The organism is Amycolatopsis sp. lyj-346 (assembly GCF_046548975.1).
In the GTDB taxonomy this organism is placed as follows: domain Bacteria; phylum Actinomycetota; class Actinomycetes; order Mycobacteriales; family Pseudonocardiaceae; genus Amycolatopsis.
In genome coordinates, this window is record NZ_JAJPWT010000016.1 from 171783 (window position 1) to 186909 (window position 15127).

16 protein-coding genes and 1 pseudogene are annotated in these 15127 nt (G+C 71.9%); 9 read left to right on the forward strand and 8 right to left on the reverse strand.

Annotated elements, in window-relative coordinates:
* Window positions 1-2 precede the first annotated feature (2 nt).
* Window positions 3-938 carry a class A beta-lactamase gene (gene bla / locus ACLJQE_RS35300; RefSeq protein ID WP_410643882.1) on the reverse strand — a complete coding sequence of 312 codons (936 nt, stop codon included), beginning with the start codon at window positions 936-938 and terminating at the stop codon, window positions 3-5.
* A 345-nt stretch (window positions 939-1283) separates the two neighbouring features.
* Here bla and ACLJQE_RS35305 point away from each other — a divergent pair, with 345 nt between their 5' ends.
* From ACLJQE_RS35305 to ACLJQE_RS35320, 4 genes are all read left to right on the forward strand, one after another.
* Window positions 1284-1901 (forward strand): hypothetical protein, encoded by a 618-nt coding sequence (locus ACLJQE_RS35305; protein WP_410643883.1) that lies wholly within the window; start codon window positions 1284-1286, stop codon window positions 1899-1901.
* Between the two features lie 12 nt (window positions 1902-1913).
* Window positions 1914-4271 (forward strand): glycoside hydrolase domain-containing protein, encoded by a 2358-nt coding sequence (locus ACLJQE_RS35310; RefSeq protein WP_410643884.1) that lies wholly within the window; start codon window positions 1914-1916, stop codon window positions 4269-4271.
* A gap of 19 nt (window positions 4272-4290) precedes the next feature.
* Window positions 4291-4617 carry a hypothetical protein gene (locus ACLJQE_RS35315; protein WP_410643885.1) on the forward strand — a complete coding sequence of 109 codons (327 nt, stop codon included), beginning with the start codon at window positions 4291-4293 and terminating at the stop codon, window positions 4615-4617.
* A gap of 579 nt (window positions 4618-5196) precedes the next feature.
* Window positions 5197-5370: a hypothetical protein gene (locus tag ACLJQE_RS35320; RefSeq protein ID WP_410643886.1), complete on the forward strand. Its 174-nt coding sequence runs from the start codon at window positions 5197-5199 to the stop codon at window positions 5368-5370.
* Between the two features lie 495 nt (window positions 5371-5865).
* Here ACLJQE_RS35320 and ACLJQE_RS35325 read toward each other — a convergent pair whose 3' ends face one another.
* The 3 genes and pseudogenes from ACLJQE_RS35325 to ACLJQE_RS35335 all read right to left on the reverse strand — a co-directional run bounded on the left by ACLJQE_RS35325 (window position 5866) and on the right by ACLJQE_RS35335 (window position 7450).
* Window positions 5866-6012, reverse strand: a complete 147-nt coding sequence (locus tag ACLJQE_RS35325; protein WP_410643952.1) for a diguanylate cyclase domain-containing protein — start codon at window positions 6010-6012, stop codon at window positions 5866-5868.
* Between the two features lie 61 nt (window positions 6013-6073).
* Window positions 6074-6253 (reverse strand): annotated as a pseudogene (locus ACLJQE_RS35330) (diguanylate cyclase domain-containing protein); the annotation flags it as partial.
* A 600-nt stretch (window positions 6254-6853) separates the two neighbouring features.
* Entirely contained in the window at window positions 6854-7450 is a 597-nt protein-coding gene (locus ACLJQE_RS35335) for a TetR/AcrR family transcriptional regulator (protein ID WP_410643887.1), read from the reverse strand.
* A 108-nt stretch (window positions 7451-7558) separates the two neighbouring features.
* Between ACLJQE_RS35335 and ACLJQE_RS35340 the strand changes: the two genes are divergently transcribed.
* The gene (locus ACLJQE_RS35340; protein WP_410643888.1) at window positions 7559-8311 is read left to right on the forward strand and encodes a class I SAM-dependent methyltransferase; all 753 of its coding nucleotides are present in this window, start codon (window positions 7559-7561) and stop codon (window positions 8309-8311) included.
* Window positions 8312-8389: 78 nt separating this feature from the next.
* On the forward strand, window positions 8390-8641 hold the full coding sequence (locus ACLJQE_RS35345; protein WP_410643889.1) for a DUF4287 domain-containing protein: 252 nt from the start codon (window positions 8390-8392) through the stop codon (window positions 8639-8641).
* A 52-nt stretch (window positions 8642-8693) separates the two neighbouring features.
* Here the strand turns inward: ACLJQE_RS35345 and ACLJQE_RS35350 are convergent, their stop codons facing one another.
* Window positions 8694-10148 carry an MFS transporter gene (locus ACLJQE_RS35350; protein ID WP_410643890.1) on the reverse strand — a complete coding sequence of 485 codons (1455 nt, stop codon included), beginning with the start codon at window positions 10146-10148 and terminating at the stop codon, window positions 8694-8696.
* Window positions 10149-10555: 407 nt separating this feature from the next.
* The gene (gene lexA / locus ACLJQE_RS35355) at window positions 10556-11209 is read right to left on the reverse strand and encodes a transcriptional repressor LexA (protein ID WP_410643891.1); all 654 of its coding nucleotides are present in this window, start codon (window positions 11207-11209) and stop codon (window positions 10556-10558) included.
* 275 nt (window positions 11210-11484) lie between these two features.
* On the opposite strand from lexA, the gene ACLJQE_RS35360 reads away from it, so the two are divergent.
* The 3 genes from ACLJQE_RS35360 to ACLJQE_RS35370 all read left to right on the forward strand — a co-directional run bounded on the left by ACLJQE_RS35360 (window position 11485) and on the right by ACLJQE_RS35370 (window position 14061).
* Entirely contained in the window at window positions 11485-11997 is a 513-nt protein-coding gene (locus ACLJQE_RS35360; RefSeq protein WP_410643892.1) for a lytic polysaccharide monooxygenase auxiliary activity family 9 protein, read from the forward strand.
* Window positions 11998-12181: 184 nt separating this feature from the next.
* Window positions 12182-13036: a helix-turn-helix domain-containing protein gene (locus ACLJQE_RS35365; RefSeq protein ID WP_410643893.1), complete on the forward strand. Its 855-nt coding sequence runs from the start codon at window positions 12182-12184 to the stop codon at window positions 13034-13036.
* Between the two features lie 62 nt (window positions 13037-13098).
* Window positions 13099-14061 carry an NADP-dependent oxidoreductase gene (locus ACLJQE_RS35370; RefSeq protein WP_410643894.1) on the forward strand — a complete coding sequence of 321 codons (963 nt, stop codon included), beginning with the start codon at window positions 13099-13101 and terminating at the stop codon, window positions 14059-14061.
* A 40-nt stretch (window positions 14062-14101) separates the two neighbouring features.
* Here the strand turns inward: ACLJQE_RS35370 and ACLJQE_RS35375 are convergent, their stop codons facing one another.
* Both ACLJQE_RS35375 and ACLJQE_RS35380 read right to left on the reverse strand, forming a co-directional pair.
* Window positions 14102-14554 carry a hypothetical protein gene (locus ACLJQE_RS35375; RefSeq protein ID WP_410643895.1) on the reverse strand — a complete coding sequence of 151 codons (453 nt, stop codon included), beginning with the start codon at window positions 14552-14554 and terminating at the stop codon, window positions 14102-14104.
* A gap of 85 nt (window positions 14555-14639) precedes the next feature.
* Complete coding sequence (locus ACLJQE_RS35380) at window positions 14640-15119, reverse strand: SRPBCC family protein (RefSeq protein ID WP_410643896.1); 480 nt, start codon at window positions 15117-15119, stop codon at window positions 14640-14642.
* Window positions 15120-15127: the final 8 nt, after the last annotated feature.

Sequence of the window (15127 nt, forward strand, 5' to 3'; positions counted from 1 at the left end):
GCTCAGCCCAGCGCGCCCACGGCGACCCGCGCGGCGTCGGCGAGCAGCGCGTCGACCCGCGCGCCCCGGGGCGTCGGGCGGTTGGTGAGCACGGTCAGCACGATCGGCGCGCGGTTCGGCGGCCACAGCACGGCGATGTCGTTGCGGCCGCCGTAGGAACCGCTGCCGGTCTTGTCGCCGACAACCCAGCCGGCGGGCACGCCCGCGCGGATCACCGTGGCGCCGGTCGTGTTGCGCCGCAACCAGTCGGTCAGGACGGCGCGGTCCTCCTCGTCCAGCGCGTTCCCGAGGACGTACGTGCGCAGGCTTTGCGCCAGGGCGCGCGGGGTGCTGGTGTCACGCACGTCACCGGGGATGGCGGAGTTGAGGTCGGGCTCGAAGCGGTCGACCGAGGTCACGTTGTCGCCGATGGCGGCCAGCGCCGCGTCCAGGCCGGGCGGGCCGCCGAGGCGGCGCAGCAGCAGGTTGCCCGCGGTGTTGTCGCTGTAGCGCACGGCGGCGTCGCACAGCTCGCGCAGAGTCATGCCGGTGGCCAGGCGCTGGTCGCTGATGGGGGAGTTGGCCTGCATGTCGGCGGGGGTGAAGCGCACGACCTCGTCCAGCTCCGCCGTCGTGGTCTTCGCCAGGACCGCGGCGGCGGCGAGCACCTTGAAGGTGGAGGCGTAGGCGAAGCGCTCGTCGGCGCGGTAGGCCACGGTCCGCCCGGAACCGGTGTCGAGCGCGAACACCCCGAGCCGGGCGTCGTACCGGGTCTGCAACCGGTCGAACTCCTGCTCCACCGCGGGGTCCGGCGGGGGCGAGGTGGTCGCGGTCGTCGTCTGCGCCGGGCTGTTCGGTGCGGGCACCCGGTCCGGGGCGACCGGGGCGGGCGCGCACGCGGTGAGCGCGAGGAACACCACCGCTCCCGACACCGCGCACCGGGGTGATGTCCAAGGCATTCGGTCGATCCTCCAGTGGTTTCCGGGCGACGCACCCACTATGGCACGGTGCCGCGCCGGGACGCGCGCGCCCTCGGCGAAACCACCGAGAAGTGTTCACGGCCACGCGAATCCGATTCCCGGTTCGGTTGTCCACGCCGGATTGCGAGTCGTCTGCATTCTACTGTGGACACCAGGCTGGAGAGGTCCACCCGTTCAGCGGATCGCTCGCCCGTCAGCGGTCTGATTGGCTGGCGCCGAGGCCCGATAGCGTGGTCGGTGCGAGACTGAGGGGTCGAGCAGATGGATTCGCGACACGCACCACCACCGCACGGCGCGCACAGGGCAGTGAGGTCGGTGGGGTCGGTGCTGTCCCGCCGAACGCTGCTCGCCGCGACCGCTGCCGCCGCCGGGGTGGCCCTCGTCGGCCTGCCCGCCACCGCCGCCGCGCAGGGCACACCGGCGACCACGCCTGACGGGTGGCCGGTGGACGGCGCCATCGCCCCCGTGACGGTCGAGGGCAGCGGGGTCGTGGTCGCCCTGCGCACCGGCGCGGCGACCACCGTGCTCGCCCACGTGCTGCGCCGCTTCCACCTGGAGGTCGCCGCGTTGGCCCCCGGTGACGTGGTCGGTCACCTCGACGGCGCGCCGGACGGGGTCGACCACCGCTCCGGCACCGCCGTGGCCGTCCTGCCGGGCAGGCTGCCCGCCGGGGCGAGCGGCGGTCTCTTCCCGCACGAGGTCGTGGTCGTCCGCGACATCCTCGCCGACTGCGAGGGCACCGTCCGCTGGGGCGGCGACGACCCGGCCGTCCCTCGGGAGGGCAACTTCCGGATCGACGTGCCCCCGCACAGCGCGCGGCTGCAATCGGTGTCCGAGCGGCTCCTGGCCCGCCGGGGCCGGGACGCGGGCCCGCAGGTCGACCCGCACGAGCCCGCCCGCCGCGACGCCGCCATGGCGCTCGCGCGCAGGCAGGCCCGCTGAGGAGGGATGGACGTGTCAGACCCCAAGGTCCTGGCGGCCCAGCAGTGGGTCAACGCCACCTACGGCGCCGTCTCCGGCTACGTCCGCTGTCCCGAGGACGGCAAGACGGGCTGGAGCACGATGTACGCGCTCACCCGCGCGCTGCAACACGAACTGGGCATCACCGCGCTCTCCGACAGCTTCGGGCCCACGACGCTGAGCAAGCTCACCGCGCTCGGCCCGATCGGCACCGGCACGACCAACCGCAACATCGTCAAGATCGTCCAGCACGGCCTGTTCTGCAAGGGCTACTGGGGCGGGGCGGGCGACGGCGTGTACGACTTCAGCACGATCACCAGCGTCCAGCAGCTCAAAGCGAACATGGGCGTGGCCGCGGGCGACGGATTCGTGCAGCCCAAGATCTTCAAGGCGCTGCTGACGATGGACGCCTACGTGCTGCTGGCCGGGGGCAGCGAGGAGATCCTGAAGATCCAGCGCTACCTCAACGGCGCCTACCTCGACCGCTCCACGTTCTTCGTGATGCCCTGCGACGGGCACTACTCGCGCGACGTGCAGCAGGCGCTGATGAAGGCCATCCAGTACGAGATCGGCATCCCGCCCGACCAGGCCACCGGCAACTTCGGCCCGGCCACCCAGGACGGCCTGCGCGCGCACCCCGCCGGACCGGGCACGAACGCGACCTGGATGCGGCTGTTCAGCGCCGCCTGCGTGTTCAACGGCATGGTCGACAACGTCATCACCTCGTTCAAGACCGCCTGGGACGACAAGATCTCCCAGTACGTCCGCGCGTTCCAGAAGTTCTCCGTCCTCGAGGAGAACGGCGTCGGCGACTACCGCACCTGGGCGCAGCTGCTCGTCTCCACCGGCGACCCGGACCGGCCCGCGGGCGCGAGCGACACTCGCTTCCACATCAGCACCACCCGGGCGCGGGCGCTGGTGCAGGCCGGTTACAAGGTCGTCGGCCGCTACCTCGACGAGGACGCCGACAGCACCCTGGACAAGGAGTTGCAGCCCGGCGAGCTGGACGCCATCTTCGCGGGCGGCATGCGGGTCTTCCCCATCTCGCAGTACAACGGCCGCAGCATCGACAACTTCACCTACCCCCAGGGCTACCAGCACGGCCTCCGGGCACACGCGCGGGCGGTGGGCTACGGGTTCAACCGGGGCACGGTCATCTACTTCGCCGTCGACTACGACGCGACCGACGAGCAGATCACCTCGAACATCCTGCCGTACTTCCACGGCGTGCAGGCCGGTCTGGCCAACCAGGGCAAGCGCTACATCGCGGGGGTCTACGGCTCGCGCAACGTCTGCGGCAGGGTCAGCGCGGAGGCGTACGCGCGGTACTCGTTCGTCTCCGGCATGTCCTGGGGGTTCTCCGGCAACCTGGGCTTCCCGATGCCGTCGAACTGGTCGTTCAACCAGATCAAGGAGTTCCGCTTCGCCGCGGGGTCGGACTCCTTCGACCTCGACCGCGACGTGCACCGCCCGGGCAGCGACCCCGCGTGCGGACCGGAGAACGTCAACGGCACGTCCTCACCGGTGGCCGCGTACCTGGCCTACATCGACGGCCTCTACGCGACCGCCGTCAGCTACGGCAGGGGCGACCCCAGCCTGCGCGTGCTGGAGTACCTGCGCTTCCCCAACTACGTCGACTTCTACGACGGCTGGGAGGTGCTCATCGGCGACGTCGACCGCGCCTGGATCGACTACGCCAAGGCGCACGCCCCCGCCAAGGTCACCACCTTCGTCGACCCCTCCTACGGCGTCACGGTCAACGTCGACCACTTCGGCGCGACCGCCAACGCCGTCCTGCTCAAGGGCTCCGGCCCCGGCTCGACGCCCACCGGCGAGGGCTGGCGCGGCGACTTCGGCGGCTGGGGCGGCGACCTGAGCACGTTCTACGGCGAGTGGCGGGCGGAGTCGGACCAGAATTCGTCCGGGTACACCTTCTGCCGCGACCGGCTGGCCAAGATCAACGTTCAGTCGTCGTTCTCCTTCAACGACCTCATCGAGGACGTCGACGGGTACCTGATCGGCACCGCGGTGCGCGGTGGGGCCAAGGTGCACGAGGCGATCCGCGCGCACATCGGCGGCACCGGCCACCTCTCGCGCTTCCAGCGCTTCGTCTCCGGCCGCTACGGCAACACGGCGGGAATCATCGCCGCCGCGAAGACCATGCTGTGCGACGTGGGACCGGACGACACCCTCGACGCTCTGCGTACCGCGGCGATCCGCAAGGTCTCCGGCGCGCTGTCGCTGATGCCCGCCTGGCTCCCCGCCGACAAGCTCGACGAGTTCCTGCGCGGGTACGCTGACACCCTGCAAGCGCTGGTGGGCCAGGAAAACGCGCGCCGCGCCGGGCGCTGACGAGGGAGGTCCGCAGAACATGCCGTCGAGTCCGGTGCGCGGGTTCGCCCGGGCCTCCCTGGCCGCGCTGCTGGCGGCCGGAGCGGTGGCCGCCTGGGGCGCCTGGCACCTGTTCAGCCTGGCGATGCCCATCTCCGAGACCTGCGAGGTCATCCACGGCCAACCGTTCGACCCCGACTACGGCGTCTCCCGGCTGTTCCCCCTCAGCCGCAAGTGCAACGCGACCTACGACCTGGTACCGGGGTACGTGAACCCGACCATCGTGGTCCTCGTGTCGGCGGCGGTGCTTTTCGCGCTCGCGGCGCTGGTGACCTCCCGGCGTCTCAGGGCCGCTCGTGCGCGCTGACCAGTGCCGCGTCAGGTTTACCCGCGGTGCCCAGGACGCCGATGGTGGCCCCGCCGAGCACGCCACCCTCCCGACCGCCCGAACGTGGCACCCCCAGGGGGCGAGCATCGAACTGACCGCCGCCGTACCCGCACCCGGCGCACCCCCCACGATCGCCGAACGCATCCCCACCGCGGGCACCGTGGCCCTGGTAGTCCCCCCGGTCACCGCCGGAACCGCCATCCTCACCGAAGCCACACGCGTCGCGATCGAACACGCGCGAACCGCAGGGCCCGAGCCCTCCTGGTCGACCTGGCCCTCACCGCCTCGGGCCTGGCCGTCACCGGTTGCCGCCCGGGCACCCACCCCCCGGGCCTGCTCGGCCCCACACGCCCCTGGCTCACCGCGTACCGCGCAGGCACCACCGCCATCGGCCACACCCTCGGCGAAGCACTGGCCCGCACCCACCTCCACCGCGGCGACCCTCCACCGACGAGCGGAGTCATCCACGTCGCCGTTGACGGCGCAGCCCTGTGGTCGGCCCTACTGCCGCTGCGCGAACTCCTCGACCTCGGCTTCACCCTGACCGCCACACCGAACATGCGAGCCCTTTTACGCCGCCACGCAATTCCCGCGGCGACGGGCGGCAACGCCGACGTGGTGGTGGACCGGTCCACTGTGGCGGAACTGCCCGCACTGGTGTTCACGATCCAGGCGCTGGCCTCGATGCCCGCAGACCCGGCGCAGTCCCTCACCGCCGGAACCCGCGGATAGGGACCAGCTGCCACAGACCCGCACGAGGTCAACAAGACGGCGGGTCTGCAGGTCTGACAGAGCGGAGAAGCGAGTAGGGGCATTCGAGCAGGGCTCGCCCCACTGGATCGGATCGATCTGCTGATCCCGGATTCGCCGTGCGCCCGCAGAGCGGCGGGACGGCTCTGGTGGACAGCCAGACGGTGTTTCCGGCGATCGTGTTCGTGTCGACCAGCAGGTGCTGGTGGCGGGACATCCGCCGTCGTTCGGGGTGGCGGCACCGCCAGCGCACCGCAGGTTCACGCAGTGGGTCGCGGCCGCGCTCTGACGCGGGGTGCGCCAGGCCGTCCTCGACCGGTTCGAGGGACTGGAAAAAGTTCGGTGTAACTCCCGATCATGGAAGTGCACCTGATGACCGACAGCGTCCGTGTGCGGCAGCCGCTCGCGGACGGACCGTGACAGCGGAGTGTCCGCGTAGCGAGCTCGCAGATCCCATCCGGAAGGCTTCGGCGCTGCTCAGCGGACCTGAGCGGTGACGGTCTGGTCGCGGCCGCGGTCCTTGGCGCGGGAGACCGCGTTGTCGACGGCCGGCAGCAGGGTGGTCAGGTCGTCGCCATGGTCGGGGAACAGCGCGGCGCCGATGGAGGTGGTCAGGGTGATCACCGCGCTGTTGCCGGTGCGGCGGTCGTTGGCGGGCACGGTGATCGCGGATCCGCTCGGCGGCTGCGGTGAGCCCGGCCGGGTCGACGCCGGGCAGGGGGACCGCGAATTCCTCCCCGCCCCAGCGGCCGGCCGGGTCCGGTCCGTGGCCGCGCACGCAGCTGCGGACGGCGTCGGCCACGGCGCGCAGCACGGCGTCGCCGGCGAGGTGGCCGAGCTGGTCGTTGGTTTGTTCGAAGAGCACGCGAACCAACCCAGGAACGCGAAGTCCGCCTCGCCGCCCAGCGCATCCTCACCGACCACCTCAAACCGCGCCGAGACGTTCTGGACAGACATCGACCTCGACCTCACAGGCGCTCACCTCGTCCACTTCAAGTTCGTGAACGGACGCACTCGGACGGCCCTGTTCCCCCGCGCGACCTTCACCGGTATCGCCTCGTTCGGCGAGGGCTCGCCAGGTCTCGCGTCGGGCAGGGGTGCCGTAGGCGAAGAACTTGGTGGCCGGGGAGCAGGGTGGGGAGCGAACGGGAGCGGCGCCCTGCGCTGAAGGTCCTCGAACGGACCCCAACGGCCTCGAATGCACCCGCGCTGACCTGCAGAAGCGCTATTTTCGCAGGTCAGCGCAGTATATCCGGCATAGTTCACACCGAAGAGGTCACTGGTTCGATCCCAGTATCGCCCACTCGATCGCGGGAGAGCCCTGTTTGCGGATTGCGCAAACGGGGCTCTCTTCGTCGTGTCCTGTGGGGGCCGAGCCCCCACACCCCCGCCGGGGGCGAGCCCCCGGACCCCGCGTGTGGTTGCGTTTCGGTGGGCGTGCGGCTTGGTCCACACCGGATCTTTGTTACAGCAGGCGGCGTTGGACGACGTCGGCGATGATCGTGTCGACCATTTTCTCCACGTCCTTGTGGTCCCGGAGGGTTTTCCGGCGGTGGTCGGCGGAGAGCAGGTGGGCTGCGCCGATCAGTGACAGGGCCAGGGAGTTCGTGTCGGCGTCGGGGGCTATGCGGCCCTGTTCCCCTTCAGCTGACAGGTAATTCGACAGCATCGTGCGGGCCTCCGTGAGGATCGGGAGGCCGCTGTCGGTGCGTACGCGGGTGCGGAGCTCGTCGCGGAAGAAGACGAGGCTCGTCAGGGCCACGGTGACCGGGTCGAACAGCTCGATCAGCGCGGCGACCAGGTTTTGCGCCACCGACCGGGTTCCGGCGGCCGCGTGCAGGAGCACGGCCTGATCCGCCAGGCGGGCGAGGCGGTCGCGGACGAGTTCGGCCAGGAAGTCGTCGAAGTCGGCGAAGTGCCGGTGCAGAACGCCCTTGGCGACGTCCGCCTCCGCGGTGACCGCCCGGCTGGTCAGCGCACCCGGGCCGTCGCGCAGGAGAACCCGCTCGGCCGCGTGGAACAGCTGCTGGCGCACATCGCGCAGGTGCACTCCGGTCGGCATGGCGGCCATTCTCCGTTACGCCGGCCGCGAACGCCCGCACGGTAGCCTTAGTGGGCAAGTGCCCATTAAAGTGGGCGCATGCCCACTCAACCTCATGAAGCACGTTCGATGGCCGAATCCTTCGGGGCCGACGCCGAACGCTACGACCGGGCGCGGCCGGCGTACCCCCGCGAACTGGTGGCCCGGATCGTCGCCGCGAGTCCCGGTGCCGACGTCCTCGATGTCGGCTGCGGGACCGGGATCGAGGCGCGGCAGTTCCGCGCGGCGGGCTGCCGGGTGCTCGGCATCGACCCCGACGCGCGGATGGCCGCCTTCGCACGGCGCGGCGGGATCGACGTCGAGGTGGCGACGTTCGAGGACTGGGAGCCGGCCGGGCGGACGTTCGACGCGGTCGTCGCCCGGCAGGCCTGGCATTGGGTGGACCCGGTCGCGGGCCTGGCCAAGGCGGCGCGGGTCCTGCGGCCGGGCGGGTTGCTCGCCGTGTTCGCGCACGTGTACCAGCCGCCCGCCGAGGTGGCCGCGGCCTTCGCGGCGGCGTGCCGGCGGGTGCTGCCCGGCTCGCCGTTCGCGGGGGAGTCCCGGCCGGCCGCGGAGATCTACGACGTGATGTTCACCGGATTCGCCGACGCGATCGCAAAGGCGGACGGCCTCGGCAGCCCGGATCGCTGGCGCTTCGCGTGGGAGCGGACGTACGCCCGCGACGAGTGGCTCGACTTCTTGCCCACGACCGGCGGCCTGACGCGGCTGCCGCCGGCCGCGCTGGCGGAGGTGCTGTCCGCGGTCGGCGGGGCGATCGACGAGCTCGGGGGGAGTTTCGTGCTGCCGTACACGACCCTGGCGGTGGTCGCGGGCAAGTCTTGACAAAAAAAGTTGTCGGTGAGACGGTGGTGACAGACGGGGAAGACCCCGACTTCGTTCGGCTCTAGCTGGGGAGCAACCATGTCTTTTCAGGCCTACCTCGACAACGCGGAGAAGCAGACGGGCATCACCCCGCGCGGCTTCCTCGAGCTGGCGGCGGGCAAGAACCTCACGAAGGCGGCCGAAATCGTGGCGTGGCTGAAAGCGGACCACGGCCTCGGCCACGGCCACGCGACGGCGATTGCCCGGTTGGTCACGAAGGGGCCGGAGTTCGTCGCGCAGCACCACACCGGCGGGGTGCTGCACCTCGACGGCCTGGCCGCCCGGACATAATCCGGGCGGCCACCGCCCTCGACGCGGCCGGTCGGCGGTGGCGGTCGGCCGGTCAGCGGCCGGCGGCGGGGGCGGACTCCGGCTGGGCGGTCGTGGTGGCTGCGGGTGACCAGCGTGGCAGGAAGGCCGCGACGGCCAGTGCGATCAGCGCCGCCGCCGAACCCATCCCCAGCACGAGGCGGAACCCGTCCTGCGACGGCAGTGTCGCCGGTCCGAACGGAATCGTCAGGCGGGCGAGGATCAGCCCGGCCGTCGCGCTGGACACCGAGGTGCCGATCGAGCGCATCAGCGTGTTGAGGCTGTTGGCGGCCGCCGTTTCGGACACCGGTACCGCGCCCATGACCAGCGCCGGCATCGCGCCGTAGGCGAGCCCGACGCCGGCGCCGATGATGCTCGAAATCAGCACCAGGTGCCAGGTCGCGCTCATCAGGACGATGCCGAGGGTGTACCCGGCGGCGACGACCACCGCGCCCAGCATCAGCGTCGTCTTCGGGCCGCGCGTGGCCGAAAGGCGCGCGGACACCGGAGCCAGGGCCATCATCACCAGCCCCGACGGCGCCATCACCAGGCCCACCGTGAGCATCGAGCTGCCGAGGCCGTACCCGGTGGCCGCGGGCAGCTGCAGCAGCTGCGGCAGGACCAGGGACATCGCGAACATCGCGAAGCCGAACACGGCCGAGGCGATGTTCGTCAGCAGCACCTGCCGCCGCGCGGTCGTCCGCAGGTCCACCAGCGGCTGCGCCGTCCGCAGCTCCCAGCGGCCCCACAACAACAGCACAACGACGGCGGCCGCGAGCAGGCCCAGTGTCGCCGCGCTGCCCCAGCCCCAGTCGGCGCCCTTCGAGATGGCCAGCAGCAGGCACACCAGCGCGATCGACAGCCCGGCCGCGCCCGGCACGTCGAACCGGCCGCCGGTGCGGACCGGCGACTCCGGCACCCACGCGACGACCAGCGCCGTGACGATCACGCCGAGCCCGGCCGCGGTCCAGAAGAGCGCGTGCCAGTCGGCGTTCTCGGCCAGCAGCGCCGCCGCGGGCAGGCCCAGGGCGCCGCCGACCCCGAGTGACGCGCTCATCAGCGCCGTGGCGGAGCCGAGCCGCTCGGCGGGCAGTTCGTCGCGCATGATGCTGATCCCGAGCGGGATGACGCCGGCGGCGAGGCCCTGCAGGGTCCGCCCGGCGACCATCGGCACGAGGCTGTCGGACAAGGCGCCGATCGTCGAGCCGGCGACCAGTGCGCCGAGGCTGATGAGCAGCATCCGTCGTTTCCCGTACATGTCGCCGAGCCGTCCCATGGTCGGCGTCGCCACCGCGCCCGCGAGCAGGGTGGCGGTGATGGCCCAGGTGGCGTCGGCGGCGGAGGCGTGCAGCAGCCCGGGCAGCGCCGGGATCAGCGGGATGACCAGTGTCTGCATCAGCGAGACGGTGACGCCCGCGAGAGCGAGGACCGCGACGACGAGGTTCGCCCGCGGCGAAGCCTCCGGTGCGGACGGGGATGGGTCGGGCACGGGAGGTCCTCCGGAGGTCGCTTTAAATCAGTCGCTTGACTTAGCGTAGCAGTCTTCGGGTTGACTGCTCACGAACTGACGGCCACCGCGGAGGAACGATGACGAGTACCGCCGAGGTCCCGATGACCCGGGCCGCGGGCTGTCCGTTCGACCCGCCGCCCGCTCGCTGCAGGAAGCGGCGCCGCTCGCCCGCGTCCGGCTGTGAGCTGCTCGGCGTCCCGTACGCCGGTCACGGCTTCTTCCGGGAGAGCAGCAAGTCATCATCCGCCGCGACGCCAAGCCCGAGGAGCGTGCGGCGGGACACCGGGCGCCGATCGGCTACCTCGACCGACTGGTGGGGGAGAAGCTCGAACACCCCGCCGACGACCCGCTTTCCGGGCTCGCCACCCGCGTCGTCACCTGGTGGGTCAGACGCTCCGCAGCACCGACACGACCGCGCCGAGGATCACCGCGCGGTCGCCGTCGATGACGTCGTAGGCCGGGTTGCGGGGTTCGAGGTACACGTGGCCGTCGCGGCGGCGGTAGACCTTGACGGTCGCCTCTTCGTCGATCATCGCCGCGACGATCTGGCCGGAATGGGCCTCGGACTGCTGCTTGACCACGACGATGTCGCCGTCGCAGATGGCCGCGTCGATCATCGAGTCGCCGCGGACGCGCAGGCCGAACACCGTGCCGCGGCCGGTGAGGTCGCGGGGGAGCTTGAGGACGTCGTCGGTGTGCTCGATCGCCGAAATCGGTGTGCCGGCCGCGATGTCGCCGACCACGGGCACCGGCACCGAGTCGCCGTCCTCGGCGGAAGCCGGGCCGTGCAGGAACGCTCGCACGTCGATCGGGCGCGACACGGTGGCCCCGCGGCGCAGGAAGCCTTTGTCTTCGAGGCTCGCCAGGTGCTTCGACACCGACGACGTCGACTGCAGGCCGACGGCCTCGCCGATCTCCCGCGTGCTGGGGGAGTAGCCGTGCTGAACCGCCCAGTCCCGGATCGCGACCAGGATCCGCTGCTGCCGCTCCGGCAGCGCCGAGGGGTCGAGGTGCTCGAACGTGTCGTCGTAGGTGGTCACCGGCGTGATCCTAGAGGCACGCGCCCGCCGCCTCGCCGCCGGACTCGCCGCCGCGGTCCCGCTCACCGGAACAGCGGGGGACGGTTGGCGCCTTACCAACACCGACTGCGACTTGGCCGGCCGTTGACCTGCGTAACGATTCGCCGTATGGTCTAGACCACAATTTTCCTTCGCTCGTAACCCTTCCCGTCGCGGCGGACCTCCCAGCGAGGCCGGGGCCGCGGCCTCGCCGTGCCCGGCGGCGGGAGGCGAGCCTGTCCCCGAAGGAGCTTGGCATGAACCGCAAACTGATCGCGGCCGCGGCGGGTGTCCTGCTCGCCCCGGTGCTGGTGGTGCTCAACCCCGCCGGGATCGCGAGCGCGCACGGCTACGTCAGCTCGCCGGCCAGCCGGCAGGCGCAGTGCGCCCAGCACGTCGTGCCGTGCGGGCAGATCCAGTACGAGCCCCAGAGCGTCGAAGGACCCAAGGGCCTGCGGTCCTGCAACGGCGGCGTGGCCCAGTTCGCCGAGCTCAACGACAACGGCAAGGGCTGGCGCGCCGCGAAGGTCGGCCGCACGGTGACCTTCACCTGGACCTTCACGGCCCGCCACCGCACGTCGAACTACCAGTACTTCATCGGTGGTCAGAAGATCGCGGAAGTGAGCGGCAACAACCAGCAGCCGCCGTCGACGGTCGCGCACCCGGTGAACCTGGGCAACCACACGGGCCGCCAGACCGTCCTGGCGGTGTGGAACATCGCGGACACGGCGAACGCGTTCTACGCCTGCATCGACCTGCAGGTGAGCTGAGCCGGCGCACCGTCCACTGTGGCCGGGCGGACCGTGCCACCCTCGCCGGCACGGTCCGCCGGGTTCCGGTACGCGTCACTCGCGTGATCAGGCGCGGATCTCGCGTGATCAGGCGCGGATCTCGCGTGATCGGGGGCGGATCTCGCGTGATCGGGGGGCGGGGCCCGGGGGCATCCTGGGTGTTATGGCCTTGCACGATCTCGGCGCCGCGGTGCGCCGGCTGCGGGAAAACACCGACCCGGCCGCGGCCGGGCTGCCGGGTGGACGGCGGCGGACCCGGGGGTTGCGGCGGGAGGAGCTCGCCGAGCTGGCCGGCGTCTCCGCGGACTACGTGCGGCGCCTGGAGCAGGGGCGCCGTCACCCGTCGGCCGGAGTGGTGACCGCCATCGCCGGGGCGCTGCGGCTCGGGCGGGCGGACTACGAGCGGCTCTGCGCGCTGGCCGGGTACGCCGCGGTGGACGGGCAGGTGCCGCGGGAGGCCGGGGCGGCGGCCCTGCGGCTGCTGGAACGGTTCGGCGGCACCCCCGCGTTCCTGGCCGACCCGGCGTGGAACGTGCTCGCCGTCAACGGGGCGTGGCTCGCGCTGCAGGCCGGCGGCCCGGCCGGGCACGCCAGGGACTGGAACGTCGCCTGGCGCACGTTCCGCGACGCACCCCGCGGGATCAGCCGCACCGACGAGCGCGCGGCCGGGTTCCGGGCGATGCTCGCCGCCCGGCTGCGGGACACCTCCTTGCGCTACCCCGGCGACGCCTCGCTCGCCGAGCTCGTCGACGAGCTGCGGAGCACGAGCCGGCCGTTCGACACCTTGTGGCGTGCCTCGGAACCGGTTGGCTCATACGAAAACCGGGCCGTGTTCCGGCATCCGGACGGTGGTGACATCACACTCGACGGCGCCCTGCTCGAGGTGCCGGGGGACGGCCTGATGGCGGTGGTCCTCACCGCGGCACCGGGCTCGGCCGACGCGGCCCGGCTCGGCGAGGTCGTCAGCGCCTCCGGTGCGCCGTCCGTCGTCAGGGTGGGCCAAGCCGGCCCAGGCTGATCCGCTCCGGGGCCGCGATCCTGGGGACCCGTGTGGATCACCGACGAAAGCGAGAAAGCTCGATGAAGGCAGTGCGGTTCCACGAGTACGGCGATCCCGGCGTCCTGCGCTACGAGGACGTGGACCTGCCCGTCCCCGGCGCCGGACAGGTCCGGATCCGGGTCGCCGGACAGGTCCGGATCCGGGTCGCCGCGACGTCGTTCAACCCGGTCGACGGCAACATCCGGGCCGGCTTCATGCAGGGGCCGATCCCGGTCGTGCTGCCGCACACGCCCGGCCTCGACGTCGCCGGCACGGTCGACGCCCTCGGGGAGGGACTGGACGGCCTCGCGGTCGGTGACCAGGTCGTCGGCTTCCTGCCGATGGACAAACCCGGCGCCGCCGCGGAGTACGTCCTCGCTCCCGCCGAAATGCTGGTGGCGGCCCCGAAGACCCTCCCGCCGGCTGACGCCGCCGCGTTGCCGCTGGTGGGTCTCACCGCTTACCAGGCGCTGTTCGACCACGGCAAGCTGACGGCCGGGCAGCGCGTGCTGATCAACGGCGCCGGCGGCGCGGTCGGCGGCTACGCCGTGCAGCTGGCCAAGAACGCCGGCGCCCACGTCATCGCGGTCGCCGGCCCCCGCGGCGGCGACGCGGTCAAGATCGCCGACGAAGTCGTCGACCACACCACCACCGAGGTGACGACGGCGGTGACCGAGCTGGTCGACGTCGTGCTCAACCTCGCCCCGGTCACCCCGGACCAGCTGGCCGCGCTGGTCGCGGTGGTCCGCCCGGGCGGTGCCCTGGTCAACACGACGGTGTGGATGCCCGCGCCGTCCGACGAAGAGCGCGGCGTGCGCGGTATCGACCTGTTCGTCCGCAGCGACGCCGACCAGCTGGCGAAGCTGGTGGCCCTGGTCGACCGCGGCGAGCTGCGCATCGACGTCGCCGAGCGGGTGCCGCTGGCCGAGCTGCCGTCACTGCACGCCCGGGCCGCCGCGGGCGAGGTGCACGGCAAGGCGATCGTCGTCCCGCCGGCCACCTGAGGCGTGACCCACCACAGTTGACGCGTGTGGACAGTGAGCGTCAGCGGCGCTGTGCTGCGGGGAGCCCGGCGGCGGCCAAGGCGTCCCAGAGCGGCCTCGCGTCGTACCGCCGGGTTCCCAGGCCTTCGACGAACTGGCAGCCGTGACTCGCGGCGGTGAGCGTCGTCGACCGGCCTTGGGCGTCGAGGAACCGGAGTTCGTAGCTGGGCCCCAAGTCGGCGGTGCAGGCCAGGTCCGACGGCGGCTCCGGCAACGCGCACGCGGCCGCGGCGATCTTCCTGATGGCGGCCGCGTCGGTGGTGCGGCTTTCGGAGGGCACGCGGCCCGGACTGGCGGGCAAGTCCGGGTACCGCGGCCCGCTGCCGACGAGTTCGCGGGGCTCGTAGGAGGCCGAGCACAGCGCCGACGCCGAGCCGGGCCGGGCGTTGCTGCCGCAGGCCACGACGCTCAGGACGACGAGCGCCACGGCCGGAACAGCGGACCACCTGCGCATGAGTGCCTCCCTCGGCTCCGTCGATCCCTGGACGGAACCGAGGGCCGCCGGGTTGCACGTGTTCGGCCCGAGGCGGCGGCGCGTCCTAAGGGTGCACCCCCTCGGCGAGGATGATGTCGGCGAGGTTGTCCATCGCGCGGGTCATGTCGGCGCGGAGTCCCGCGGCGACGACGCGGTGCACCAGCGGACCGAGCGGCCCGAGGCCGAGGCGGTAGTGGACGGCGTACGTCATGATCGTGTTTTCCGTCCCGTCGCCGCGGGTGATCGGCTCGAACTCGAAGACGTTGGTCAGGTCCTGCAGCGGGGCGAAGCCGACGCCCGTGTCGACGCGGCGGGTGAGCGGCTCGATTTCACGGACCGTCCAGGTCGACCGGGTGGTCAGCGGGCCGAGTGACTTGTTGTGCTCGCGGTAGGTCCGGCCGATCTCCGCGGTGCCGTGGTGTTCGGTCACCTCGAGGACGGTCGGGACCCATTCGGCGTAGCGGTGGGTCGCGGAGATCACCTCCCACACCCGCCGCACCGGGTGCGGGATGATCGCCTGCTCGGAAACGGTGTAGTCGCGCACCATCGTCC